The organism is Arthrobacter sp. 10T416 (genome assembly GCF_056394165.1).
This window is the reverse complement of sequence record NZ_JBFTHI010000006.1, coordinates 102,489-126,642: the sequence shown is the minus strand read 5'-3', so window position 1 is coordinate 126,642 and position 24,154 is coordinate 102,489. Positions and strand designations below refer to the sequence as shown.

21 protein-coding genes and 1 pseudogene are annotated in these 24,154 nt (G+C 69.8%); 13 read left to right on the top strand and 9 right to left on the bottom strand.

The genetic code is table 11. The features are described 5' to 3' along the window. Nucleotides 1–37: 37 nt before the first annotated feature. The 7 genes from ssd to AC1DBE_RS08955 all read left to right on the top strand — a co-directional run bounded on the left by ssd (nucleotide 38) and on the right by AC1DBE_RS08955 (nucleotide 5,268). Nucleotides 38–1,156, top strand: a complete 1,119-nt coding sequence (ssd, locus tag AC1DBE_RS08985; protein ID WP_476970310.1) for a septum site-determining protein Ssd — start codon at nucleotides 38–40, stop codon at nucleotides 1,154–1,156. Nucleotides 1,157–1,230: 74 nt separating this feature from the next. Further along, on the top strand, nucleotides 1,231–2,430 hold the full coding sequence (locus AC1DBE_RS08980; RefSeq protein ID WP_476970309.1) for a TadA family conjugal transfer-associated ATPase: 1,200 nt from the start codon (nucleotides 1,231–1,233) through the stop codon (nucleotides 2,428–2,430). Between the two features lie 119 nt (nucleotides 2,431–2,549). After that, nucleotides 2,550–3,278: a type II secretion system F family protein gene (locus tag AC1DBE_RS08975; protein ID WP_476970308.1), complete on the top strand. Its 729-nt coding sequence runs from the start codon at nucleotides 2,550–2,552 to the stop codon at nucleotides 3,276–3,278. Further along, complete coding sequence (locus AC1DBE_RS08970; protein ID WP_476970307.1) at nucleotides 3,278–3,907, top strand: type II secretion system F family protein; 630 nt, start codon at nucleotides 3,278–3,280, stop codon at nucleotides 3,905–3,907. Before AC1DBE_RS08975 ends, AC1DBE_RS08970 begins: the two co-directional genes overlap by 1 nt. Nucleotides 3,908–4,040: 133 nt before the next feature. After that, nucleotides 4,041–4,376: a DUF4244 domain-containing protein gene (locus AC1DBE_RS08965; protein ID WP_476970306.1), complete on the top strand. Its 336-nt coding sequence runs from the start codon at nucleotides 4,041–4,043 to the stop codon at nucleotides 4,374–4,376. Between the two features lie 149 nt (nucleotides 4,377–4,525). Continuing rightward, on the top strand, nucleotides 4,526–4,903 hold the full coding sequence (locus AC1DBE_RS08960) for a TadE family type IV pilus minor pilin (protein WP_476970305.1): 378 nt from the start codon (nucleotides 4,526–4,528) through the stop codon (nucleotides 4,901–4,903). Beyond that, nucleotides 4,903–5,268: an Rv3654c family TadE-like protein gene (locus AC1DBE_RS08955; protein ID WP_476970304.1), complete on the top strand. Its 366-nt coding sequence runs from the start codon at nucleotides 4,903–4,905 to the stop codon at nucleotides 5,266–5,268. Before AC1DBE_RS08960 ends, AC1DBE_RS08955 begins: the two co-directional genes overlap by 1 nt. A 197-nt stretch (nucleotides 5,269–5,465) precedes the next feature. Here the strand turns inward: AC1DBE_RS08955 and AC1DBE_RS08950 are convergent, their stop codons facing one another. Beyond that, nucleotides 5,466–7,871: a DEAD/DEAH box helicase gene (locus AC1DBE_RS08950; RefSeq protein WP_476970303.1), complete on the bottom strand. Its 2,406-nt coding sequence runs from the start codon at nucleotides 7,869–7,871 to the stop codon at nucleotides 5,466–5,468. A 107-nt stretch (nucleotides 7,872–7,978) separates the two neighbouring features. Then, on the bottom strand, nucleotides 7,979–8,671 hold the full coding sequence (locus tag AC1DBE_RS08945; protein ID WP_476970302.1) for a GNAT family N-acetyltransferase: 693 nt from the start codon (nucleotides 8,669–8,671) through the stop codon (nucleotides 7,979–7,981). Nucleotides 8,672–8,836: 165 nt separating this feature from the next. On the opposite strand from AC1DBE_RS08945, the gene trhO reads away from it, so the two are divergent. After that, a complete protein-coding gene (gene trhO / locus AC1DBE_RS08940; RefSeq protein WP_476878288.1) occupies nucleotides 8,837–9,724 on the top strand; it encodes an oxygen-dependent tRNA uridine(34) hydroxylase TrhO in 888 nt (295 codons plus the stop codon). A gap of 41 nt (nucleotides 9,725–9,765) precedes the next feature. Here trhO and AC1DBE_RS08935 read toward each other — a convergent pair whose 3' ends face one another. From AC1DBE_RS08935 to srmL, 4 genes are all read right to left on the bottom strand, one after another. Then, nucleotides 9,766–10,302 (bottom strand): DUF6023 family protein, encoded by a 537-nt coding sequence (locus AC1DBE_RS08935; protein ID WP_476970301.1) that lies wholly within the window; start codon nucleotides 10,300–10,302, stop codon nucleotides 9,766–9,768. A gap of 64 nt (nucleotides 10,303–10,366) precedes the next feature. Further along, nucleotides 10,367–10,876: a hypothetical protein gene (locus AC1DBE_RS08930; RefSeq protein ID WP_476970300.1), complete on the bottom strand. Its 510-nt coding sequence runs from the start codon at nucleotides 10,874–10,876 to the stop codon at nucleotides 10,367–10,369. 76 nt (nucleotides 10,877–10,952) lie between these two features. After that, nucleotides 10,953–11,408, bottom strand: coding sequence for a hypothetical protein (locus tag AC1DBE_RS08925; protein ID WP_476970299.1), 456 nt, complete (start codon nucleotides 11,406–11,408; stop codon nucleotides 10,953–10,955). 105 nt (nucleotides 11,409–11,513) lie between these two features. Continuing rightward, nucleotides 11,514–12,671 carry a PheS-related mystery ligase SrmL gene (gene srmL, locus AC1DBE_RS08920; protein ID WP_476970298.1) on the bottom strand — a complete coding sequence of 386 codons (1,158 nt, stop codon included), beginning with the start codon at nucleotides 12,669–12,671 and terminating at the stop codon, nucleotides 11,514–11,516. Nucleotides 12,672–12,974: 303 nt separating this feature from the next. On the opposite strand from srmL, the gene AC1DBE_RS08915 reads away from it, so the two are divergent. Both AC1DBE_RS08915 and AC1DBE_RS08910 read left to right on the top strand, forming a co-directional pair. Continuing rightward, entirely contained in the window at nucleotides 12,975–13,742 is a 768-nt protein-coding gene (locus AC1DBE_RS08915; protein WP_476970297.1) for a MerR family transcriptional regulator, read from the top strand. A 55-nt stretch (nucleotides 13,743–13,797) separates the two neighbouring features. After that, nucleotides 13,798–15,432 carry a DUF7059 domain-containing protein gene (locus AC1DBE_RS08910; RefSeq protein WP_476970296.1) on the top strand — a complete coding sequence of 545 codons (1,635 nt, stop codon included), beginning with the start codon at nucleotides 13,798–13,800 and terminating at the stop codon, nucleotides 15,430–15,432. 30 nt (nucleotides 15,433–15,462) lie between these two features. Here AC1DBE_RS08910 and AC1DBE_RS08905 read toward each other — a convergent pair. Further along, nucleotides 15,463–16,692 (bottom strand): annotated as a pseudogene (locus AC1DBE_RS08905) (MFS transporter); the annotation flags it as partial. Nucleotides 16,693–16,771: 79 nt separating this feature from the next. On the opposite strand from AC1DBE_RS08905, the gene AC1DBE_RS08900 reads away from it, so the two are divergent. Then, nucleotides 16,772–17,425 carry an ArsR/SmtB family transcription factor gene (locus AC1DBE_RS08900; RefSeq protein ID WP_476878295.1) on the top strand — a complete coding sequence of 218 codons (654 nt, stop codon included), beginning with the start codon at nucleotides 16,772–16,774 and terminating at the stop codon, nucleotides 17,423–17,425. Between the two features lie 161 nt (nucleotides 17,426–17,586). Then, a complete protein-coding gene (locus AC1DBE_RS08895; RefSeq protein ID WP_476878296.1) occupies nucleotides 17,587–17,982 on the top strand; it encodes a low affinity iron permease family protein in 396 nt (131 codons plus the stop codon). 67 nt (nucleotides 17,983–18,049) lie between these two features. Here AC1DBE_RS08895 and AC1DBE_RS08890 read toward each other — a convergent pair whose 3' ends face one another. After that, nucleotides 18,050–18,511, bottom strand: a complete 462-nt coding sequence (locus tag AC1DBE_RS08890; protein ID WP_476903169.1) for a ferritin family protein — start codon at nucleotides 18,509–18,511, stop codon at nucleotides 18,050–18,052. Continuing rightward, nucleotides 18,508–21,042, bottom strand: a complete 2,535-nt coding sequence (locus AC1DBE_RS08885; RefSeq protein WP_476970295.1) for a molybdopterin oxidoreductase family protein — start codon at nucleotides 21,040–21,042, stop codon at nucleotides 18,508–18,510. The genes AC1DBE_RS08890 and AC1DBE_RS08885 overlap by 4 nt, the downstream gene beginning before the upstream one ends. Nucleotides 21,043–21,412: 370 nt before the next feature. On the opposite strand from AC1DBE_RS08885, the gene topA reads away from it, so the two are divergent. Further along, nucleotides 21,413–24,139: a type I DNA topoisomerase gene (gene topA / locus AC1DBE_RS08880; protein WP_476903167.1), complete on the top strand. Its 2,727-nt coding sequence runs from the start codon at nucleotides 21,413–21,415 to the stop codon at nucleotides 24,137–24,139. Nucleotides 24,140–24,154 lie beyond the last annotated feature (15 nt).

Genomic DNA, 24,154 nt, shown 5'->3' with positions numbered 1-24,154 from the left:
GGGTGGCTGGGGCAGTCTGTGCCATCAGAGTGGTGGCATGAGCAGGCATCAGCGGCCAGAGCCCGCGCCCCGGCAGCCCTTCCCCGGCGGTACGCCGGAGCACGGGCCGCCGGACGGTCCGGTGGAGACCCTCCTCGTGACGGCGTCCGAGGTCCTGCGGGCAGAGGTGGAGCGCATCGTGGCCGCGGCCGGCCGGCAATTGAGTGTGGCCCGGGACGCCGGGGAGGCGGGCCCCTTGTGGGACGCGGCCAGTGCCGTGCTCGTCGGCAGCGACGTCCTTGAGTTGCCGGTCCGCCGGCGTGCCCCGGCCGTGCTGGTGGGCTTGAGCGGCGATGGGGAACGTCTGTGGGAGCTGGCCGCGGCCATCGGGGCCGAACGGGTTGCCGTGCTGCCCGACGCTGGGACGTGGCTCGCGGAGTTCCTGAGCCGCTCCGATGCCCCGGATCCCGGCGGCCACGTGATGGGTATTACCGGCGGTTGTGGCGGCGCCGGAGCCACGACGGCGGCGATCTGGCTGGCCCAAGCCGCCGCAGGGGCGGGGGCACGCGTGCTCCTGATCGACGCGGATCCTCAAGGCGGCGGCCTGGAACTGGCCCTCGCCGCCGAGGATGTGCCCGGGCTTCGCTGGCCCGATCTCGCCGAGGCCAGCGGCAGCATTGATCCGGACCAGCTGTACGCGGCCCTGCCCGAGGCCGGCGGTTTCTCGTTCCTGTCCTGGCCGGGCACCAGGCAACGGCCCGGGGGTGTCGATCCGGCCGCCGTGTCCGGCGTGCTGGACGCGGCCCGGCGCGGCTATGAACTGGTTCTGCTGGACATCGGGCGCGGCCGGGACATCCTGCGTGCCTTCGCCTGGGAGTGCGACCGGATTTTCCTGGTGCTGCCAGCCCAGCTCCGGGCGGCGGTGGCGTCCGCGCGTCTGGTGTCCGAACTTCCGCCCGTGGATACCTCGCTGGTTATCAGGGCCAACCACGGGGCGGCGCTGGACATTCAGCTGATTTCCGACGCCGTGGGCCTTCCGGCCAGGGCGATTATGCCGGAGATCCGAGGCACAGCCGCCGCCACGGAACAAGGACGGCTGCTGGACGCCGGCCGGCGGCGCAGTGTGCGGCACTTCACCGAAGCTGTGCTGGCCTTCTCGGCGGACGGATACCCGTGAGTCCGGACGTGCCGGCTCCTACGGACGCGGACGGCCCGCGGTTCCGCCGGCGCCAACGTGGACTGCCGCCCAGAGTGGATGCGCGGCTCCTCGAAGCGGTCCGCGAAACGGTCATGGCCGAGGCCGGGCCGGTCACCGCCTCCCGGGTGGCGGCCGCCGTGCAGGCGAGCGGCAGGCTCCTCGGCACGGCCGGTGCCCTGGCCGCCGTCGAAAGTATCAGCGCGGAACTGAACGGCCTGGGACCGCTGCAGCCGATCACCCGCGACCCGTTCGTGACCGACATCTTCGTCAACGCCCCGGACTCCGTCTGGCTGGACCGCGGCCGCGGACTCGAACCAGCCCCTGTCGTCTTCACCGGCGAGGCCCAGGTCCGTGCTTTGGCCTCCCGACTGGTCGCGGCCGGCGGGCGTAGGCTCGACGACGGCTCGCCCTGCGTCGATGTCCGGCTCGACGGCGGTTACCGGGTCCATGCCGTGCTTCCTCCGATCTCCACTGCCGGGACCCTGCTCAGCATCCGGATCCGGCGCGAATTTGTCTTCTCCCTCGACGAGCTGGGCGGGAGCGGCATGTTCGGGCCGTTTATCCGGGACGTCCTGACCCGTATGGTGGTGCGGCGCCTGAGCTTCCTGGTCAGCGGTGCGACCGGCTCGGGGAAGACCACGCTGCTCGCCACGCTGCTCGGACTCTGCGCCCCGGGAGAACGGCTCGTCCTGATCGAGGACGCCTCGGAGCTGAACCCCGTCCACCCCCATGTGGTCTCCCTCGAGTCGCGGCACAGCAACCTGGAGGGCGGCGGCGCCGTCGATCTCGGCGAGCTGGTCCGGCAGGCGCTGCGTATGCGGCCCGACAGGCTGGTGGTCGGGGAATGCCGGGGAGCCGAGGTCCGTGAACTCCTCGCGGCGATGAACACCGGGCACACGGGAGCCGGGGGCACCATCCATGCCAACACCGCCGCGGCCGTCCCCGCGCGGCTGACGGCACTGGGCGCGCTCGCCGGGATGGCGCCCGACGCCGTCCGGCTCCAGGCTGCCAGCGCGCTCGACGCAGTGGTCCACCTCCAACGAACAGCGGCGGGACGTCATGTCGCGTCTGTTGGGCTGGTGGGGGACACCGGATCCGCACTCGTTGTGTCATCGGCCCTCAACGCAGACCAAGGGGCGCTCCGTGCCGGGCCGGCGTGGCCGGAGCTGGCGTTCCGGCTGGGCCTCGACCCGGGGGAGCTGCCCGCCGAGGCTGGACTGCCGCGGCAGGCGCCTAGCCCGGGTGCGCCATGACGGCGGTTTTGACGGGGCTCTTCGTCCTGGCGATCCTGTTGGCCCTTGTACCGGCGGAAGGGCCAAGGCGGCGTCTCCGGTCCCTCATCGGCGGTTCCCGTCCCGGGGCAGGCCGGGCGGTGCAGGGAACACTGCCGGGCAGCTGGCGCCCTCGCTCCCTGCCGCGACGGCTGCTAAAGCTCCGCGGCGCGGCCGAGGTATCCATGACCACGGTGGTCCAGCAGCTGGCCGCGCTGCTGACAGGCGGCCGCGCGCCCGCGCGGCTGTGGGAGGACCTCTGGGTTCTCTACGGTGAACCGGAGCCCCCTGGTGGTCCGCCGGAAGGTGAGGGGCCGGAGCGGGCAACCGCGCGGAAGAGCGGCGGCGTCAGCCCGGTCTCCCGGGAGATCATGGCGGCGGCGCGGGCGGCGGCGCAGCGTGGGTCCCCGGTTGCGTCAGCGATGCGGACCTGCGCCGCACGGCATTCCGGGAGGGGCGGTTGCCCGGACAGCACCCGGCGGGAGCTCAGGGTCTGGGACGGACTCGCGGCATGCTTCGACGTGGCCGAGGCCAGCGGCTGCCCGCTGGCCGATGTGCTGACCCGGTTCGCCGCGCATCTGGAAGCCGAGGACGACGCCGAAGCCGCCCGACAGACCGCCCTCGCCGGGCCCCGGGCCACCGTCCGGATCCTGACCTGGCTGCCTTTCCTGGGCCTCGGACTCGGCGTGTTGCTGGGCGTGGACCCGGCCGTCATTCTGCTCGGCAACCCCGCGGGCATGGCGGCGCTCGCCGGGGGCATCGTGCTCACTGCGGCGGGCCGGATCTGGTCGGCCCGCCTGGTGCGGGCAGCGGCCGGAGGGCCGTGGTGATGTCCTCCGGCGCCCTCGCCGTGGCCGCCCTGCTGGCCGCCGCGGCAGTTGTGCTGCTGGCCGGCCGGCGGCGGGTGCGGCGGCGGTGGCGGCAGCTTCGTCTGCACGCGCCTGAAGGGACACCGGCGATCCCTGGAGGGACACCCGGGATCCCTGGAGGGGTCGCGCGCAAGGGGCGGCCGGACCCGGACGCCGGGCTCCGGGATCCGGCGATGATGCTGGAACTGATCGGCGCCATGCTCGATGCCGGATCCGGGGTGGGCCGCGCCCTTGAGTTGGTGGCCGGCCAGGCTTCTCCCGAGCTGGGCCGGCCCCTGGTTCCGGTGGTGTCGGCGCTCGCGATTGGGGCCGACTGGGAGACCGCCTGGCGGGGCTCCCAGGCCGTCCCCGACCGGCTGCTGAGCCTTCGCGACGCCCTGGCTTTTGCTGCCCTGACGGGTGTTCCGTCATCCGCCATCCTGTACTCCCAGGCCGCCCGGCTGCGCCGTGTACAGTTTCGGACGGCGGAGCGGCGGGCCGCAGCCCTGGGCGTCAAACTCGTCGTTCCGCTTGGGCTGTGCTCGCTGCCGGCTTTCGTCTGCCTGGGCATTGTGCCGGTGCTCCTCGCGATGCTGCCGCACGGTTCCTGAAGCCGGGGGCACGACTCTTCCTCCACAACCGCACTTTTCCACTTGGCGCGCCTCCTCACTTACCGGCGCAGGCCGCCGGGGCGAGATTGGAACCAGCCGGCAACTGTGCCGGAACCTTCCGAGAGGACAGCTCATGACCACCCATCAAAACTCCTCAGGCAGCAAAACCGGTACTGAAACCGGTGCCGAAAACGGAGCCGAAAACGCCCTCGATTCCGGGCTGCGCTTCGCCGACGTGCACGAGATCTACCCGGGCGCCCGGCAGGCGGCTCCAGTGCAGGAGCTTCCCCGGCCAAGCACTGCGCGGAGCAGGCTTTTCGGTTCCGAAACCGGGATGGCAACCGCTGAATACGCCATCGCCACGCTGGCCGCTGTCGGGTTCGCCGGACTGCTGGTGCTGATCATGCGCAGCGATGAGGTCCGTGGGTTCCTTTTGAACCTCATTCGCGCGGCGCTGGCCATGCCGTGATACAGCGGGCGGCGGAGTCACCCGCGGTGCGTTGCCGCCGGGGCGCCCGGCGGCTTGGGCTGGAGCAGAACCGGAACCTGCGCGGGCGGACGCGGCCTGCCCGCGCGGACGCGTCCGCGGGCCGTGGCGCAGTCACAGCGGAGTTCGCGGTGGCGCTTCCGGCCGTCGTTCTCGTCCTGGGGCTGTTGCTGGCCGGTTCTGCCGCGGGGCTGACGCAGCTTCGGTTGGAAGAGGCGGCCCGGGCCGGCGCGCGGGCGCTCGCGCGCGGCGAGGACGCTGCCGCCGTCGGAGGCATCGTGCGCCAGCTAGCCGGTGAGTCGGCGCAGTCCACGGTGGCGTCCGACGGCGCCTGGCTCAGAGTCACGGTCTCGGGCACAGTCGGCGGGGCCATGGCGCCGGTTGTGCCGTGGACCCTGACTGCCAAGGCGTGGGCGCGCGATGAGTCCGCTGACGCCTCCGCAGTGTCTGCATCTTCCGGGGCCGCCTCGCCTGTCTCCCGTGCCCCCGCGCTTGAAAGGGCCGCCTGATGCCCGCCCTCGCCCGGGAATCAGAAGCGGGTGCCGGGAGCGTCCTGGCCCTCGGCCTGGGAATGCTGCTGCTGATGGTCATGGCCGCCGTGCTCTCGCTGGGCCAAGCCGCGGTGATGGCTTCACGGGCCGCGTCGGCCGCTGACTTGGCGGCGCTGGCTGCCGCGGACGCCGCACGGGGGATCTCCTCCGGCGTACCATGCGGTGTCGCAGCGGACGTGGCCGCCCGGCACCAGGCCAGGGTCCTGGAATGTGCGGTGGGATCCGGGGACACCGTCCAGGTCCGCACGGAACTGCTTTCCCGCACGCTGGCCGGGGCGGCCACCGGTCTTGCCCGGGCCGGTCCTCCGCCGCCGCCGCCGTGAAGCATTGCGTGGCCGGCGGGGCCCGGCCTTGGCGGCTGGTGACGGCGCGTGCTGCGTGCCGGGGAACTGTGCCCGCCCGGCTCGCATGGCCGCCTGCTCTCATAGTTTTGCGCGGCGACGCCGCCCCCCGTCCCCAGCGGAACACCGCCGCTCTGGCTCCGTCAGGGTGGTCGGCGGCCCGTGCCCGACCGGCCGGCCTAGGCCTGGTGGCTGACCGCCGGCGCCGGGGTGTCGGGCCCGGTGACCGTCGTGCCCATCTCGTCCGTCGCATCAGCCAGCAGCATTTCGATCAACGTGACGGCGGCGTCTTTATCCAGCGGATTGTTCTTGTTACCGCACTTGGGGGACTGCACGCAGGACGGGCAGCCGGATTCGCATTCGCACGCTTTGATGGCGTCCCGCGTCGCGGAGAGCCACACCCGGGCCTTGTCGTAGCCGCGTTCGGCGAAGCCGGCCCCGCCGGGGTGGCCGTCGTAGACGAAGATCGTGGGCACACCGGTATCGGCATGGATAGCTGTGGACACCCCGCCGATGTCCCAGCGGTCGCTGGATGCCACCAGCGGCAGCAAACCAATAGCGGCGTGTTCGGCGGCGTGGAGGGCCCCGGGGAATTGCGCTTCGATCAGCCCGGCGCCGGTCAGGGAGCGGTTGTCCATCACGAACCAGACCGCCTTGGTGAACAGGTCCCGGGCCCTCAACTGCAGGGGTTCCTCACCGAGGACCTCATTGGAAATGAGCGCCTTGCGCTGGAAGGAGACCACCTGTGTCGTCACTTTCACATCGCCGAAATGCACCGCCACGTCGCCCCATTGCGTGGTGCGGAGGGTCTCGAGGACCTCGATCTGGGTTATGTCCCGCGCGGTGGTGTAGTAGTCGGGGTTGGCCCGCCGCACCACAACGCAGTGCTCGTCCTCGTTCAGGTCCTCCACCACGTAGCTGTCACCCTGATGGACGTAGACGGCTCCGGTGTGCGCCTGGTAATGGGTCTGCGGGGAATCCATAGTGCCGAGCAGGGACCCGGTGTCCGCGTCCACTATGCTCACCGGTCCGCCGCCGTCGGCCCGCAGGTTCACCATGGCCGCGGCGCTCTGGGGGTGGGTCCAGAACCAGCCCGCGGGACGTTTGCGCAGGTAGCCCTGGGCTACGAGTTGGTCCAGCAATTTTTCAGAAGTGGGGCCGAACAGATCCAACTCCGCATGGCCCAGGGGAAGTTCGGCCGCGGCGGCGCACAGGTGCGGTCCGAGGACGTAAGGGTTGGAGGGATCGAACACCGTGGCCTCAACCGAGACATCGAAGATCGCGCCGGGATGGTTCACCAGGTAAGTGTCGAGGGGGTCATCGCTTGCGACGAAGGCGGCGATGGCATCCTGCCCCGCGCGGCCCGCCCGGCCGATCTGCTGGAACAGCGACGCGCGGGTCCCCGGCCAGCCGGCGACCAGGACCGCATCGAGGCCGGAGATGTCGATGCCAAGCTCCAGCGCAGAGGTGCTGGAGACGCCCAGAAGCTCACCGGACCGGAGCGCCTTTTCGAGGGCACGCCGTTCTTCGGGCAGGTAGCCGGAACGGTAGGCGGCCACCCGTTGCGGCAGGCTCGGGTCCACTTCTTCGAGGTGGCGCTTGGTGATGGACGCGATTGTCTCGGCACCGCGGCGGGACTTGATGAAGGCGATGGTCCGGATCCGGGAGGAGACCAGGTTGGCCAGCAGGTCCGAGGTTTCCGCCACGGCGGTCCGGCGTTCCGGGGCACCGTTTTCGCCGCGCATCTCGGTCAGGGCCGGCTCCCAGAACGCCACGGTGGTGGCGCCGTGCGGCGAGCAGTCCTCGGACACCGCCCGGACGGGGGCGCCGATGAGGCGGCCGAAGGAGGTCCCGGGGTCGGAAGCGGTGGCCGAGGCCGCAATGAACACCGGACCGGGGCCGGAACCGGCGGGGCTGTAGTACGCGCAGATCCGCCGTAGCCGGCGCATCAGATTGGCCACGTGCGAGCCGAACACGCCCCGGTAGCTGTGGGCTTCGTCCACAATCACGTAGCGCAGCCGGCGGAAGAACCTGGCCCACCAGGCATGGTTGGGCAGGATGCCGAAGTGCAGCATGTCCGGGTTGGCGAGGATGACGTTGGCGTGGTCCCGGATCCAGCGGCGGGAGGCCGGGTCGGTGTCCCCGTCGTAGGTTTCGGCGCGGACCGTCGGCAGGTTGAGTGAGCGGATCGCGGCCAGCTGGTCGGCGGCCAGGGCCTTGGTGGGGGAGAGGTACAGGGTGACTGCGCCGTCGTAGTGGATCTTGCCCGGATCGGACAGGACGCGGAGCTCGGAGCGGTGGACGGCGTCCAGCGCGGGAAGCTGGTAGGCCAGGGATTTGCCCGAGGCGGTGCCGGTGGCGATCACGACATGTTCTCCGGCATGCGCCAGATCCGCGGCCTGCACCTGATGGCGGTAGGGCTCCTGGATGCCGAGTGAGCCGTAGGCCTCGACCAGATCGGGGTGGGCCCACTCCGGCCAGGGCTCGTTGATGGCCTTCCGGGCCGGGATGGTCCGCACATGCCGCAGCTGTTCCGGGTCCGGGCCGCGGCCCAGCAACGGGATCAGGGACTCATGTGGATTCACTTCAACATTGTTTCACCCGGCCTCAAATCGCCCCGGGACCCCAGCCCCAGAGCCCAGCCCCTGTACCACCCCGGTCGGGGCGGTAAACTCCGGCGCCTGATCGTGCCCTACCCGACGGAGAGGTCGCTGCCTTCGTGGGAGGCGGAGAGCATCAGTACGTGGCACACGGTGGTCCAGCCAAGGTGCGAATACAGCTGCTGGCCGTCCAGGGACGCGAGCAGGAGCCCGCTTTCGACGTCGTGCTCAAACGCCTGGGCGGCCAGGGCACGCATGATGAAGCTGCCGAGCCCCCGCCGCTGGAACCCCGGCTCGGTGACGATCTGGTCGAACACAGCGGTGTGGTCCGCGACGAACACCCGCCCGCTGGCGGCCACCTCCTCGCCGGCATAGACGACGGCGTGGTGAACCCCGCCGGCGGTCGACGGGACCCAGCGCAGGTCGTCGTCCGGAAGCCAGGGATCCTCGGCGTCCTGGGTTTCCATGTCGACGATCATCATGGTCTGCGATGCCGACGTCACGTTCAGCCCGTTGGCCTGCGCCAGCGCGGTGTAACGTTCCACATCGGTGGTGAGGATGGTGAGGATCCGGGCCGGAACCCCGGCGGTGACGGCGGCCAGGTCGGCGAACTCGGAATCCGAAGGATCGTGGGCGAAATACTCCCATTCGTGGGTCGTGTCCGCCCGCAGCGCCGCAGGGAAGCGGCCCTCCCTGCGTGTCTCATAACCCCGGCAACCGGCCCACCCGGCAACCCAGACCTCAAGGAGGTGGGTGGTGTCTTCAACCATGGCGTCAAGACTCATGAGATGAGCGTATTCCAGCCCCGCCGCAAGCAACAGGGGCCGGGTTCGGCTGGGCCGCTTGCTTACGCAATTGTGACCGTCGGCGCGACGGCGCCGGGCCAGCGTTGCCTCCGACGGCCCCGGGAGCCGCCGTCGTGTTTTGCCCCGCCCAGTACGCTTAAACACGTGAATCGAATTGTGCTCTTCTACGGCTTTACCCCGCTCCCGGACCCGGAAGCCGTCCGGCTCTGGCAGCGCGCCCTCTGCGAGAAACTCGGCCTGACCGGCCGGATCATCATCTCCAAGGACGGCATCAACGCGACGGTTGGCGGCGAGATCGGCGCCGTCAAGCAGTACGTCAAGACCACCCGCGAGTACAAGGGCTTCCACGGCATCGACGTGAAGTGGTCCGACGGCGGTGCTGAGGACTTCCCCCGGCTGAGTGTCAAAGTGCGGGACGAGATCGTCTCCTTCGGCGCACCGGGCGAACTGAAAGTGGATGAGAACGGCGTCGTTGGCGGCGGCACGCATCTTGCCCCCGAGGAACTGCACCGGCTGGTCGAGGCCAAGAAGCAGGCGGGGGACGAGGTGGTGTTCTTCGACGGACGCAACGGCTTCGAGGCCCAGATCGGCAAGTTCAAAGACGCGGTGGTCCCCGACGTCGCCACCACCCACGACTTCATCCGGGAGCTCGACTCCGGCAAGTACGACGCCCTCAAGGACAAACCGGTGGTCACGTACTGCACGGGCGGGATCCGCTGCGAGGTCCTGTCCAGCCTGATGGTGAACCGTGGCTTCAAGGAGGTCTACCAGCTCGACGGCGGGATCGTCCGGTATGGCGAGGCGTTCAAGGACCAGGGGCTGTGGGAAGGGTCCCTCTACGTCTTCGACAAACGGATGCACCTGGAGTTCAGCGAGGACGCCAAGACCATCGGCGAATGCGTCCGGTGTGCCGCCCCCACCAGCAAGTTCGAAAACTGCTCCAACCCCAGCTGCCGCACGCTGACGCTGTATTGCGCCGACTGCGCCTCGGATCCGGAGACCTTGCGCTGCCCGGACGGTTGCGCAGCCTGACTCGCCGCTCGCCGCCACGGAGCTGACGACCAGCAAATAGCTCAAATCCGCGTCACCCGGTAAGCGAAGTTCGCGGCGGCCAACGCCTCGATGCGCACCCGCAGCACCGTGTCGGCACCAAGCTGCACCACGTTCACGCGCGACGAGGTGCACCGCAGGCTCAGGTCCACCAGCACGCTCTCCTTGTCCCGGATGGTGAAGGACACCCGCCGCGAACTCCGGCAGACCAGGGCCACCGAGTAGGTTCCGCTCGGCAGCTGGGTGGTGGTCTCGTTCCGCACCGCACCGGCGTCGAGCAGCCCGTACCCGAGATGGAACGCCTGCCCCTGCCCCTCCGGCAGCACCTCGTCGACCCAGCGCTTCAGCTCCGGCCCCGTCACCGGCCGGCTCAGGGCCGGATCCTGCGGAAGTGCCGCGTCCGTGTAGGTGGCCGCCGCTGTCGCAGGGCCGGTGGGGCGACCGTCGTCGTACTGATACTCACAGGCAGCGAGCCCCGGTGCGGCCCCGGCTGCAAGAATTAGTACGACGGCGGCGATGGTGCGCGGCCGCCGCGGCCGGACGGACCCCGCGGTGGGCATAGTCCGACTTTAAACCGCGCCGGCCGGCCGGAACAGAGCCCGCATGACCCGCGGCGCTACGACGCTACGAGGGCGGCCTGTTTGTGAGGCGGAAGCCGACAGCGGCGCCAAGGCCGGGATCGGTCGAGTTCCTGACCACCTGCACCGTTACCGGGCCGGACTTCAGCTCCACGGCGGACTGGACTGCCTTCCCGCACTCGACGTTCAAGTCCAGGGTGCCGCCGTCGCGGAGACTGTTCTGGGAAATGGTCAGGAGTGCGTTGGGTGTCCCGGCGCAAGCAACGGTTGCGAAGTACTTGCCACTGTCGACGTGTCGGATGGAGCTGCGGAAGCCGATCCCGCCAGAAGCCCCCATCATCAGGTCCGCCGGCTGGGCTCCGAGAATCCTGTCCACCTCGGATTGGTTCCGTTTGGCTTTGGCAGCAATCTTGGGGTCCTGCGTGGGCAGCGGCAGCGGCGCGGTGGCCCGGGTCGACGGGCGGAGGTCGGTCCCGGGGACCCCGACGTCGTCCGCGACCTCGCAACCGGCCAGGCCCGGCGACGCCACGAGCGCCAGCACGACCATCGGTGTCACGGCACGGACCTTGTGCCTACCCCCAGCAGCAACCATGTCCTGAGCCTAGCCCCAGCATCGGCCCGCGCCAGTCACATCACGCAGCGGGGACCAGATGGTAGGCAAAGATGAGCGGGGCATCCACGCTCGAGGCGCTGACCTGCAGCTTGCCAGCGGCGGGCACCTTGATCCGCGCGGTTTCCCGGCTGCCGTTGCAGGCCGCTCCGGCCTCGGTCAGCTGGTGTCCGTCGAGGGAGACGGCGAAGAATTCCTTGCCGCCGCCGTCGCAGGTCATCGTCAGGGTGTAGTTGCCGGCCGGGACGCTGGCGTCCTTGGCGATCGGCGTGCGGTCCAGGATCTTGCCCGCGTCCGCCAGGACGGTCCCGCTGGCCGACGGCAGGGCCGTGGCCTTCCACGCGTTTACGTCGGCGGACTCGATGCTGCCGCCGCCGGCGCACCCGGCCGTGCCGGCCGCAATGGCGGCGCCGACGACGGCGGTGAGGACGCGCCGGACGGCGCGGGTGTGGGACGGCAACAGGGGAGCGGAAGGCATGCCTCCAACTTACCTGCTGGGGCTGGGCGTTCCTGAACCGCCGACGGCGGCGGCCGCCGCCCGCCGCCGTCCCGCCCGCCGACATTCAACCGGCGACCCGCCCGGTCACCCGGCGATGAGCTCCAGCCGCGGCCCGCGGTGCAGGGCCAGGTACACCCGGTCACGGAGCACATTCGCCTCCCGGTCCGTCAGGGTCCGGTCCAGCGGCTGCAGGGTCAGCCGGACGAGTGCGTTCACCTGTCCCAGCGAGAGGCCGAGGCGATTGACGGCCGACGCCGGCAGCTCCGCCGCCCGGGTGGCCGCCACAACCTCAAGCGCCGCCAGGACCTCGGCCTCAGCCCCGAGCGCGGTGCGGGCCAGATCGCCGAGCAGCTCGCCGTCGGCGTCCTCCGCGGCGTCCAGCACCACCGACAGGTCCCGTCGGATCTCCGGCATGGCCGACACGGGCCGGTACGGCTCCAGGTCCTGCATCTGGGCGCGGACTTCCGGGTGCTCCGAGCGCAGGAGCCGGATGTCGCCGATGCCCTTGCGGAGCATCAGGGCGCGGTCCAGCCCCAGGCCCAGGGCGAGTCCGGCCCAGCGCCTCGGGTCAAGGCCGGAACCGCGCAATACCCGCGCCGCCACCAGCCCGCATTCGGCCAGCTCGAGCCACTCACGGCTGCCGTCGGGACGGGTGACCAGTACATCCAGCTGTTGCCCGAGTGCCGTGTAGGTGTGTTCCGACGGGGTGGCTCGCCACTGGACATCCGGGTACTGGGCCGCCGGCAAAACCGCTTCCACCACGGCGGCCATCATGCCGTGCAACTCGGCGGGACCGAGCAACCCGCGGGCCTTCACCCGCCACAGGTCCACCTGGTGCGGGGTGCCGACGTGGGTGCGGTCCACCGCGTCCCGCCGGTAGACCAGGCCCGGCAGGACGTGCAGTTGGTCGTAGTGGCCCAGCTCGTCCCGAAGGGTGTCCAGCAGGGCCGGGACGCCCGCCGAGGTGTGGCTGCGAAGCATGACAGTCGGACTGACATGGCGGGAATAGCGGGAGTCCCGGGTGACGTCGCCGGGCGAGTAGCCGAGCCGGTCGTAGTTGTCGGCGGTCGCCACCAGCGGGTTGAGGCGGTGGGTTGTGGCGGGAATGTCCCAGAGGCGCTCCAAGGCGTTGATGACATCGGACAGCACGAGCTGGAGGGCGTGGGGGCCGGCGTCGGGATCCGACAGATCACGCACGGCGAGGGCGGAGTTCAGGGCGGGCAGGTTGAGGTAAGTCTTCATTGTGGGGTCCTTGGCTGTTTTGTGCGGGAGGTGGATTCACCCTCAACCGCTGTGCCGGACGGACCCCGGCGGCTGCGTCTAGGCGCGCGTCAAGAAGCCCGTGCGGCCGGTACGCGGCCGAGGGCTGGTAAATCGCTGCTGCCTCTGCATGGACCCATCGTACGCCTGGCCCCGCCAGCCCGTGTGGTTAGCTCGCAAAGCGGACCCACAGGCAGCCAGGAAGACACTTGACCTTGACGCTACGTCAAGATTTAGGCTCTAAACAGCGGCCGGAAAGACCAGACGCTAGGAACAGAGGGGCGCATGGACTGGTCAGTGCAGCAGATTGCGAAGATCGCTGGGACCACCAGCCGGACCCTGCGCCACTACGACGGCGTGGGGCTGCTCAAGCCCAGCCGCACCGGGCAGAACGGTTACCGGTACTACGACCAGGCCGCGCTCCTGCGCCTGCAGCGGATCCTGCTCCTGCGGGAGCTGGGCCTGGGGCTGCCGGCGATCGCGGACATCCTGGCCCGCGGGCAGGAAGCCGGGCCCGCGCTGGCTGGCCATCTCAAGTGGCTGCGCCAGGAACAGGACCGGCTGGCGCGGCAGATCGCCTCGGTCCAGCACACGCTCACGGAACTGACGGCAGGAAGGGACATCATGGCAGAAGACATGTTCGACGGGTTCGACCACACAAGCTACAAGGACGAGGTGGAGGAGCGCTGGGGCAAGGCGGCCTACGCCCAGGGTGACGCGTGGTGGCGGGGGATGGGCCCTGCCGAAAAGGAGGCCAGGAAGCAGCGGTCCGTGCAGCTGGGCAGGGACTGGGCGGCCGCCGCCGAGTCCGGTGCGGCCCCGGACAGCCCCGAGGCGCAGGACCTTGCCCGCCGCCAGGTCGAATGGCTGACCGGGATCCCTGGAACGCCCGCCTCTGCACCCGGCGGCCCCCCAGGGCACCTCAAGGAGTACCTGTCCGGACTCGGCGACATGTACGTGGCGGACCCGAGGTTCGCCGCGAACTACGGCGGGGCGGCCGGCGCGGCGTTCGTCCGGGATGCGCTGCAGGTCTACGCGCAGAAGCACCTCTGACGGGACCTTCCCTCCGGCGAACCACCCGGAGCGGTGCCGCGCCTAAACTTATCCGGTGACCCCATCGACACTTTTCACGGCCGGTAACACCCCCGACGCTCCCCGCAGCGATCTCCCGGACCTGCTCCAGGCGCTCGCCTCAGACTTGCTCGGCATCGGCTACACAGTGGACGGGGTTGCCGAACTGCTCGGCCCGGCAGCCCACGCCGCCCTGGGCCGGGACCAGCTGATCCCGGCCCTGATCGCCACCGAAGCCGCCGCAGAAGGCGAGCGGACGACGGCGGCGCTCGCCGCCGTCGTCCGCCTGTGGCTGCTGGCCGAACCGCAGCCGGCCGCGACGCTGGACGCCGCCCTGCCGGGCATCGGCACGGACGGGCTGCTGCAGCTGGGCCTGGTGGAAGCGTCAGCTGACGGCCTGGTGCAGGCGAAGGTGGACCTGCGACCGTACGGCTGGGAAGGCGCCGAGGCGGACGGCACTGTCAGCAGCGGTGGCGCCGAACTCTGGGTGGCCAGCGACCTCGCGGCCCACCAGCGTCCGGGGGTGCTGCGCCACGATCACGTGCTGGGGATTGGGCAGGCCTCCACCACGCTGGTGCAGGTCACGGCGCGGCGGCACGTGGCCCGGGCCCTGGACCTGGGGACCGGCTGCGGCATCCAGACCTTCCACCTCCTGCACCACGCCGACCACGTCACGGCCACCGACATCTCAGCCCGTGCCCTGGCGTTCACCCGCTTCAACCTCATGCTCAACGCATCGGCCCTGCACCTGGATCCGGCCGGACTCGAGGGCCGGGTGAGCCTGCGGCTGGGGTCGCTGCTGGACCCGGTGGCCGGGGAGGAGTTCGAGCTGGTGGTCTCCAACCCGCCGTTCGTCATCACCCCGCGGGGCGTCGGCGAGACCGCCGCGGACCAGTTCACTTACCGGGACGGCGGTTTGCCGGGCGATGACATTGTGGCCGCACTGGTCCGCGACCTCCCCTCGGTGCTCGCCCCGGGCGGAACGGCCCAGCTTCTAGGCAACTGGGAAATCCCGGCGGGGGCGGACTGGGCTGACCGGCCGCAAAGCTGGGCCAGTCCGGACGTGGACACCTGGTTCATCCAGCGCGAGGAGGTGGGCCCGGAGCAATACGCCGAGACGTGGCTGCAGGACGCCTCCGAGGCCCGCGACCGGGGCCTCTACCAGGCCTCCTACGCCGGGTACCTGGATGATTTCGCCTCGCGCGGCGTGCAGGGGATCGGCTTTGGGATGATCTGGCTGCGCCGCCCCGCCGGCGCCTGGCCCGTGCTGCGGCGGTTTGAAGAGATCACCCACCCGATCGAGCAGCCCGCCGGCCCGCACCTGGGTGCAGCCGTTGAACGCGCGGACTGGCTGGCCGCCCACGAACTCGAAGCGGCGCACCTGCTCGTGGCCGATGATGTCACCGAGGAACGGCACCAGCGCCCCGGCGCCGAACACCCCGGCGTCATCCTGCTCCGGCAGGGTGCCGGGTTCCGCCGCACCAACCTGCTCAGCACCGAGCTGGCCGGCTTCGTCTCAGCGTGCGACGGCGAGCTCTCCGTCGGGCAGATCATCGGCGCCCTTGACGCCCTGCTGGGCGGGTATGAGGGCTTCGACGGCGGGGCGTTCCGTGAGCGGCTCCTCGACGAAGTCGGCAACCTGGTGCGCGACGGGTTCCTGCTGCCGGGCTGAGCCGGCCGCACCGTCCCGGCCGAACCGGGGCAGCACATAGGCGGTCACGGCAAGGGCCACCAGCACGCCGGCCACCCCCGTGAGGAGGAAGCTCAGCCGGATCGGCAGCATGGCGCCGAGCAGCCCGCCGATGGCCAGGGCGGCAATGGAAACGGCGCGGGTCAGGCCGCCGATGATCGCCATGGCCTGCCCCCGGCCGCTTTCCGGCATCCGCAGGATCGCGATCGCGCCGAAGCACGCGTTCAGCGCACCGCAGGCCGTGCCCATCGCCGTGTACGCCGCGAACAGCAGCCCCACGGTGGGCACCAGGGCCATAACCGCCAGGAAGGCCGAGGTCAGGACCATCGATCCGAGCAGCACCCGCAGCCGCGCCGGCGGGGTCTTGATCCGCCCCGCGAGTGCGGCGCCCGCGGCCATGCCGAGCCCGAAGGCTGCGGCCAGGAGCCCGTATTGGGTCTCGGTCGCGCCAAGTTCGCCCCGGGCCAGGAAGACCTCCAGCACGTTGGTGGCCTCGCCCACCAGGATGAAGAACAATGCGCCGAGGACCAGCGCCCAGACCAGGCTGTCGCCGCGGATCAGCCGCAGGCCGTCCAGCAGCGCGGGCGCCTCCCGGCCGGCCAGTTCCGCCGCGGTGCCGCGCCGGGTCTGGATCAGCAAGGCGCCGGCGCCCATTGCCAGATAGCAGGCGCTGGCCACACCGAAGACCAGCCCGGAACCGCCCCAGCCGCTCAGCAGTCCGCCCGCGGCAGGCCCGGCCATGCCGGCAATCATGATGGTGGCCTGCATGGTGCCCATAGCCCTGGGGGTGCGCTCCTCGCCGACAATCCGCGGCAGCAGCGCCTGCCAGGTGGGTCCGGCCACGGCCTGCGCCGCGTCCAGCACAAAGGTCAGGGCGAACAGCAACAGAACGGGGCTATCCAGATACTGCAGGGCGAACCCCATCCCAGCCACGGCGGCAGCGCTGACCACAGAGGACGCCGTCGCCAGGAGGCGGGAATCCCGGGTGTCGGCAAGCCTTCCGGCCCAGGGCGCCAGCAGCACCAGCGGCAACGCCGAGCACAGCAGGTAACCGGCCACCAGCCACGGCCCGGCCGGTCCCGTCGCGGCAATGTTCTGCAGGTGCAGCATGATGCTGACGACGACGGCGCCCATCCCGGCCGTGGCCAGGAAACGGGAGCTTCCGGCGAGCAGGAAGTCGCGGTTGCGCCAGAGGGCGCGCCCGCCGGAGAAGCCACTGCCTTTATGAAGTGTTTGTTTCATAGTAGGCAAAGTAGCCGGTTCCGAATCATAGTGTCAAGCATTCCTTTCATAGTTTGGCGGACGTCGGTAGACTTGAGACGTGAATGCAGAGAACCCGAAGGCGGAACTGTCCGCCGCTCCGGCCGCCAAGCGCAGGCCGCGCCCGGAAAAGAAGGTCGAGATCACCGACCCGAAGGCGATCCGGGCCCTGGCCCATGCCGCCCGGCTGGAGGTCATCTCCGAGTTGTATTCCACCCAGGTGAGCCGGACCGCCACCGAACTGGCCGCCCAGACCGGCCTGACCCCCAGTGCCATGAGCTACCACCTGCGTGCCCTGCAGAAGTGGGGCATCGTGGCCCCGGCAGCTACGGCCGGTGACGCCCGGGAACGCCGCTGGAAAGCCGCCGGCACTGACTTCACCATCAACTCCGGCGGCGGCGTGGCGAGTCCCGAGTTCGCCGTGCTGGACCTCGAGCTGGACGCCTACCGTCGGCGCGTCAACGCCTACGCCAAGACCCGGGACGAGAAACGCCAGCGCGGTGAAGCCGTGGACGGCCCGTCCTCCGTGGTCCTGGCAAGCAACCTGCTCTACCTGACACCGGCCCAGCGCACGGAGCTTAATGACAAGCTCTTCGACCTCCTGAAGGACTACGAACTCGAGGACCCTGATCAGGTGCCCGAGGGTGCAGTGCGGATGGCCACCATGTGGTCGATGATTCCGGACGACCGGGGCACCGCCGCGCCTGCTTCCTGACCCCCGGCCCTCCCGCATTCCCGCCCGGCCGCCCGGTGGGCCCAGTTTGTGGCGCCGTCGGCCAAAACAGTGCAGCCGGTGCCAGACTGGTCATACCGCGGGCCCAGGCCCGCGGGCCGCCAAGCCAACCGGCCACGGAGTAACGGCGAAAGGGTTCAGCAATGGGTAAAGCCCACGATGACGACCGGCCCGATGTATTTACCCGGTTCACCACAGCCACTGCGAGGGTACTGGGCCACGCCTGGGTCTTCAGTGCGGCCGTCGCCGTGCTGGTGGTCTGGGCGTGCACGGGCCCGTTGCTCAAGTTCTCAGACACCTGGCAGCTGGTGATCAACACCGGCACCACGATCGTCACCTTCCTGATGGTGTTCATCATTCAAAACACCCAGAACCGGGACACCGCCGCGTTGCACTTGAAACTGGATGCGCTGATGCTCGAGCTCAAAGTCAGCAACGCGAAACTGTACGACGCCGAGAACGAGGGCGAGAAGGAAATCGAGCGGCAGCGCGAACGGATCGAACGCGCCGCCGTCGCGGAGGATTCCGGCGCGTCCTAGCCGGCGGGTCCTAGCTGGCCGGCCGCCGCTGCTAGCCCGCCGCCGTCCCGCCGCTGGCTTGGCGCGGTCAGCGCGCCGCGATCAGTGCCTGGGGCGCGGCCTGCTTCATCCGAGTCTGAAGCCACCGCAACTGCACTGCCGTCTCGCCGTCGCACCGGGACACCACGTCCAGCAGTTCCCGGTCGCGGAGGGCCGAGCCGGCCTGCTTGACCATGGTCCAGGTGACGTCCACCAGGCTCGCCAGCAGGTACAGGTCCTGCAGGTCCCGCAGGAGCCCCACCGGGCCCTCCCGTGTGCTGGACAGGCCCTCGGCGTGGAGACGCTCCGGCTCGGCGTCGGAGGGATCCTCTCCGTAGCGCTGAGCGATGGGCTGCAGCAGCCGCCCGTGTTCCTCGCACTGCCGGGCCAGCGTCTGGCACAGGAAATGCACGTCGGGTTCGGAGCCGTGGCCCTCGGCGACCTGGCGGAAAGATTCCGCGAGGGTGTTTTCGGCCTGGTGGAGCATGCCCAGGTAGATGCTGAGGTTCATCGCCGGACCTCCCGCCCGCTCGTCCCGGAGGAGGCGCCCATGGCCGGCGGCCCGGGTTTGACTGCCTCCGGGAACGTGGGCGGCGGGGCGGCGCGGATGTGTTCCGAGGCCTCGGCTGCGCTGCCGCCGGTGGTCGGCCGCAGCCGCTGGCCGGTTCCGGCCGCCGGGCGCGACGCCGCCGTCGTGGGAGCCGGGGCGGGGCCGTCCGCGTCGCCGATCTTCTCCACCTGGACGGCCGCATTTTTGAAGACCGGCTGCTTGGAGACCGGGTCCCATTCGGTGAGCGTCAGTTCGTTCGCCGCGGTGGGACGCTCGCCGGGGGCTCCGCCGCGGTCCCAGTAGCCGTAATGGAAGGGGGCAAAGACCGTCCCCTTCCGTATGTCGCTGACTCGGGCGGGGACCTCGATCCGGCCCCGCCGCGACGTTACCCGGACAAGGTCGCCTTCCCGGATTCCCAGGCGCCCGGCGTCGTCCGTGCTCAGTTCCACCCAGGCACTGGGGGCCGCGTGGGTGAGCGGGCGGGAACGTCCGGTCTTGGTCCGGGTGTGGAAATGGTAGACGGTGCGGCCCGTGGTGTACCGCAGCGGGTATTCGCCGTCGGGTTCCTCGTGCGGCGGAAAGTAATCAGCGGTTTTCAGCACGGCCCGGCCGGCCGGAACGGTGGCGCGGAACGACTCCGCCCCCACCGTGGCGCCGGTGAGGAGGTCGTGGCCGTAACTTTCGCAGTAGCCAGGGTCCGTGGGGAAGACACCGCCCGCGTAGAGCCGGTCGCGGCCGTTTGGGTTTTCGGCATTGCAGGGCCACGGGATGCCGCTGCCGCCGCGGAGCCGGTCGTAGGTTATGCCGGTGTAGTCGCAGGGCCGTCCCCGGGAGCACTCCTGCCACGCCCGGAAGGCATCCTCGGGCCCGTCCCAGGCCAACAGCGGGGCGCCCTGCAGTGTGGTGAATTCCATCCGGCGGGAGTAGTCGAGGAAGATCTCGAGGTCGCTGCGGGCCTCGCCGGGCGGTTCCACGGCCTTGTCCGACAGGTGCACGGTGCGGTTGACGTTGGTAAAGGTGCCTGTCTTCTCGCCCCAGGCAGCCGCGGGCAGCACGACGTCGGCGGCCTGCGCGGTTTCGGTCAGGTACAGGTCCTGCACCACCAGGAAGAGTTCGGGCTTGGCGAGGATGTCGCGGATCCGGGGCAGGTCCGGCATGGACGCGGCCGGATTGGTGGCCGAGATCCAAAGGAATTCGATTGACCCCTGCTCGGCGTAGCGGAAGATCTGCATGGCGTGTGTGGGTGGTGCCCAGTGCGGAATGGTCAGCGGATCCACGTCCCACAGCTCTGCGAGTTCCTGAATGTGGTCCGGGTTTTCCCAGTTCCGGAAACCGGGCAGGTCCCCGTCCGCCCCGCACTCGCGGTTGTTCTGCGCGGTCGGCTGGCCGTTCATCTGGAGGATGCCGGACCCAGGCTGTCCCAGCAGGCCGCGGAGCAGGTGCAGGTTGTTGACCTGGCAGGAGGACGCCGTGGCCTGCGCGGACTGGTAGAAGCCCTGGAGGACGGTAGAGAGGACCCGGGGCGCTGTCCCGAAAATGCGCGCGGCCTCGCGGATGTCCGCCGCGCTGACATCGCACACGGCCGCCGCGGCTTCCGCCGTCCAGGGCTCCACGGTGGCTTTCAGCTGCTCGAAGCCCACCGTGTGCGCCTGGACGTAGTCCTTGTTGATCCACCCGTTGGCCAGGACCTCGTGGACCAGCGCGTTCATCAGCGCCAGATTCGTGCCCGGGCGGACGGCGAGGTGGACGTCCGCGTAGCGCGCCACCTCGGTGTCCCTCGGATCGACGCAGACCACTTTGGGCCGGTCCGGTCCCGCGATGCGGTCCAGCACCCGCGACCACAGCACCGTCTGCGTCTCCGCCATGTTGTGGCCGTAGAGGAAGATCGCGTCGCAGCTGTCGATGTCCGTGTAGGACCCGGGCTGGCCGTCGGCGCCAAAGGTCTCCTTCAGCGCCGCCGCAGCCGTCGCCGTGCACAGCCGCGTGTTGCCGTCCATGTGCGGGGTTCCGATGCCCGCCTTCCCGATGACCGCCAGGGCGTAGTACTCCTCGAGGAACAGTTGCCCGCTGGTGTAGAACCCGTGGCTGAGCGGCCCGCGATCTTTCAATAGCTGCTGGCTCCGCTCGGTGATCCGCTTCATGGCGGTGTCCCAATCGCACTCCACGAGGCGTCCGTTCTCGCGGATCATTGGCCGTTCGAGGCGGTCCTTGTGGGACACACCCTGCCAACTGGCGAACAGGCCCTTGGGCCCGAGCCTGCCGTGGTTCACCAAGTCGCCGGACCGCCCGCGAATGCCCACCATGGCGCCGTCCTTCACCGCGATGTCACAGGCGCAGCCGTTGCTGCACAGGACACACGCGGACTGCACCCAGCGGTCGACGTCGCCCTCCGCAACGCCGTCCTTCAGCGCCTGGTCCACCCGGACCGGCCACAGGCCGTCCTTGGGGTAAGGGGTCCTCGTGCCCCAAATCTCGGCGATCCTGTCAACCATCGTGATCCTCCCCATCGAGTGCCCTCGGGTCTCCCGCGGCCGGCGGCGGCCGGCGGCCGGCGGTGCCTCCAGCTTTATCAGCGAAGACGCGCCCCCGTAAAGGGGGCGCGTCGGGTCGCGGCCCCTCCCTCGGCGTCCTTTCCGAGGCCGCCATCCTGCGATATGGCAAGCGTGCCTACTGCAGGGGAGGGGCTCGCGGATGCTGTCCCGGCGGTCAGCCGGATCCGCCCGGACACCCCCGTTCCGGCCTCCAGCGCGGGTCCCGGATCCGTGATGATTTCGGGGCCGGTTGCGCGGGTTGCCGCAAAATATGGTGAACTAGGCGGGTATGGGCGCATCTGCCCGAGCCACCTTTTTCTGTAGGAGCACCGTGCCAAGCAAGGCCCCCACCGGCAAGAAACTCGTGATTGTGGAGTCTCCGGCCAAGAGCAAGACCATCGCCAAGTACCTGGGCGAGGGTTTCATCGTTGAGGCCTCCATCGGTCACATCCGGGACCTGCCGCAGCCCTCGGAGCTCCCCGCGGAACTGAAGAAAACCCCGCTGGGCAAGTTCGCGGTCGACGTCGAGCACGATTTCAAGCCGTACTACGTGGTCTCTCCGGACAAGAAGAAAAAGGTCGCCGAACTCAAGGCCCAGCTCAAGGGCGCCGACGCGCTCTATCTCGCAACCGATGGGGACCGCGAGGGCGAGGCCATCGCGTGGCACCTGCTGGAAGTCCTTAAGCCCAAGGTCCCGGTGTACCGGATGACCTTTGGTGAAATCACCAAGGAAGCCATCCACCGCGCCATGGACAACCTGCGTGACGTGGACCAGGATCTGGTGGATGCGCAGGAAACCCGCCGTGTGCTGGACCGCCTCTACGGTTACGAAATCTCCCCCGTGCTCTGGCGCAAGGTGGCCCGCGGCCTCTCCGCCGGCCGCGTGCAGTCCGTCGTGACGCGCATGGTGGTGGACCGCGAACGCGAACGCATGGCCTTCAAGTCCGCGTCCTACTGGGACCTGACGGGCCAGTTCGGTGCGGAGTCGGGATCGTTCAAGGCCAAGCTGGCCTCCGTCGATGGGTCCAAGGTGGCCAGCGGCCGGGACTTCAACGACGACGGCGAACTGACCTCCCGCGGTGTGGTGCACCTCAGTGAAGAGCTGGCCGCGTCCCTCGCCGCCGGCCTGCAGGACGCGGACTTCCGCGTCCGTTCCGTCGACACCAAGCCGTACACCCGCCGTCCCGCGGCGCCGTTCACCACCTCCACGCTGCAGCAGGAGGCCGGCCGTAAGCTGCGCTTCTCCTCGAAGAGCACCATGCAGGTGGCCCAGCGACTCTACGAAAACGGCTACATCACCTATATGCGTACGGACTCGTCGGCGCTGAGCAACGAGGCCGTCACGGCGGCCCGGCGCCAGGCCTCCGAGCTGTACGGCCCGGAGTACGTCCCGCAGTCGCCGCGCGTCTACGCCGGAAAGGCAGCGAACGCGCAGGAGGCCCACGAGGCCATCCGTCCCGCCGGTGACTCCTTCCGAACCCCGGCGCAGGTCGCGAAGCAGCTCTCCGGCGACGAGTTCCGGCTCTACGAGCTGATCTGGAAGCGCACCGTCGCCTCGCAGATGGCCGACGCCAAGGGCTCGACGGCGACCATCCGCCTCGGCGCCGTCGCTGGCGATGGCAGGGACGCCGAATTCTCCGCCTCGGGCACCGTCATTACTTTCCCGGGCTTCCTGGCCGCGTACGAAGAGGGCAAGGACGAAAGCCGCGGGGACGAGGATTCCGAGGAAGCGCGCCGCCTGCCGAACGTGGCCAAGGGCGACGCCCTGACCGCCTCGGACATCGTCGCTGTCGGGCACGAGACTTCCCCGCCGCCGCGCTACACCGAAGCGTCCCTGACCGCGGAACTGGAAAAGAAGGGCATCGGCCGCCCGTCGACCTATGCCTCCACGATTTCCACCATCCAGGACCGCGGCTACGTCCGGAAGCAGGGCTCCGCGCTGGTCCCGAGCTGGATCGCGTTCTCCGTGATCCGGCTTCTTGAGCAGCACTTCCACGACTACGTGGACTACGACTTCACGGCCGACATGGAAGCGGACCTGGACAAGATCGCCAACGGCCAGGAGGCGGGTGCCGCCTGGCTCAAGCACTTCTACTTCGGCGAGGACTCCGATCCCGGGCTGCTGAGCATCGTCAACAACCTGGGCGAAATCGACGCACGCGAAATCAACTCCGTGCCCATCACCGACGGCATCACCCTGCGGGTTGGCAAGTTCGGGCCGTACCTGGAAAGCTCCATCCCCACCGTGGACCCGAAGACCGGCGAAGTGGTTGAGTCGGCCCGCGCCAACGTCCCCGAGGACCTTGCCCCGGACGAGCTCACAGCCGCCAAGGCGATCGAGCTGATGGAGACCGCCGCGCCCGAGGAGCGTGTGCTCGGAGCCGACCCGCACACCGGGCACACCATCGTGGCCAAGAACGGCCGCTACGGCGCCTACGTCACCGAGGTCATCCCGGAAATGACCGAGGAGCAGCTCGCCAACCAGCCGGTGGAGTACTACAAGAACGGCAAACCGAAACCGCCGAAGAAGCCCGTCAAGGCCAAGCCGCGCACCGGGTCGCTCTTCGCCTCGATGGCCGTGGACACCGTCACCCTGGATGAGGCCCTGCAGCTGATGAGCCTGCCGCGGGTGCTGGGCCAGGACGCCGAGGGCAACCCCATCACGGTGCAGAACGGCCGCTTCGGACCGTACCTGAAGAAGGGCACCGACTCCCGTTCCATCGGCTCGGAGGAGGAGATCTTCACCATCACGCTGGAGCAGGCGCTGGAGATCTACTCGCAGCCCAAGCAGCGCGGTGCCCGTGCGGCCGTCCCGCCCCTGGCGGAGTTCGGTCCGGACCCGGTCTCGGAAAAGAACATCGTGGTGAAGGAGGGCCGCTTCGGCCCGTACATCACCGACGGCGTCACCAACATCACCGTTCCGCGCACCACGGCCATCGAGGAACTGACCCGGGAACGCGCCGTCGAGCTCCTCGCCGAGAAGCGCGCCAAGGGCCCGGTCAAGCGCAAGCCGGCGGCCCGCAAGGCGCCCGCCCGGAAGGCTGCCGCCAAGAAGTAGGCGGCGCCTTCCGGC

What these genes read in the sequence shown, in the direction of transcription:
- ssd (WP_476970310.1), top strand. Translation starts at nt 38, where the DNA reads ATGAGCAGGCATCAGCGGCCAGAGCCCGCGCCCCGGCAGCCCTTCCCC.
- AC1DBE_RS08970 (WP_476970307.1), top strand. Translation starts at nt 3,278, where the DNA reads ATGTCCTCCGGCGCCCTCGCCGTGGCCGCCCTGCTGGCCGCCGCGGCA.
- AC1DBE_RS08965 (WP_476970306.1), top strand. Translation starts at nt 4,041, where the DNA reads ATGACCACCCATCAAAACTCCTCAGGCAGCAAAACCGGTACTGAAACC.
- AC1DBE_RS08955 (WP_476970304.1), top strand. Translation starts at nt 4,903, where the DNA reads ATGCCCGCCCTCGCCCGGGAATCAGAAGCGGGTGCCGGGAGCGTCCTG.
- AC1DBE_RS08945 (WP_476970302.1), bottom strand. Translation starts at nt 8,671, where the DNA reads ATGAGTCTTGACGCCATGGTTGAAGACACCACCCACCTCCTTGAGGTC.
- AC1DBE_RS08935 (WP_476970301.1), bottom strand. Translation starts at nt 10,302, where the DNA reads ATGCCCACCGCGGGGTCCGTCCGGCCGCGGCGGCCGCGCACCATCGCC.
- AC1DBE_RS08925 (WP_476970299.1), bottom strand. Translation starts at nt 11,408, where the DNA reads ATGCCTTCCGCTCCCCTGTTGCCGTCCCACACCCGCGCCGTCCGGCGC.
- srmL (WP_476970298.1), bottom strand. Translation starts at nt 12,671, where the DNA reads ATGAAGACTTACCTCAACCTGCCCGCCCTGAACTCCGCCCTCGCCGTG.
- AC1DBE_RS08915 (WP_476970297.1), top strand. Translation starts at nt 12,975, where the DNA reads ATGGACTGGTCAGTGCAGCAGATTGCGAAGATCGCTGGGACCACCAGC.
- AC1DBE_RS08895 (WP_476878296.1), top strand. Translation starts at nt 17,587, where the DNA reads ATGGGTAAAGCCCACGATGACGACCGGCCCGATGTATTTACCCGGTTC.
- AC1DBE_RS08890 (WP_476903169.1), bottom strand. Translation starts at nt 18,511, where the DNA reads ATGAACCTCAGCATCTACCTGGGCATGCTCCACCAGGCCGAAAACACC.
- AC1DBE_RS08885 (WP_476970295.1), bottom strand. Translation starts at nt 21,042, where the DNA reads ATGGTTGACAGGATCGCCGAGATTTGGGGCACGAGGACCCCTTACCCC.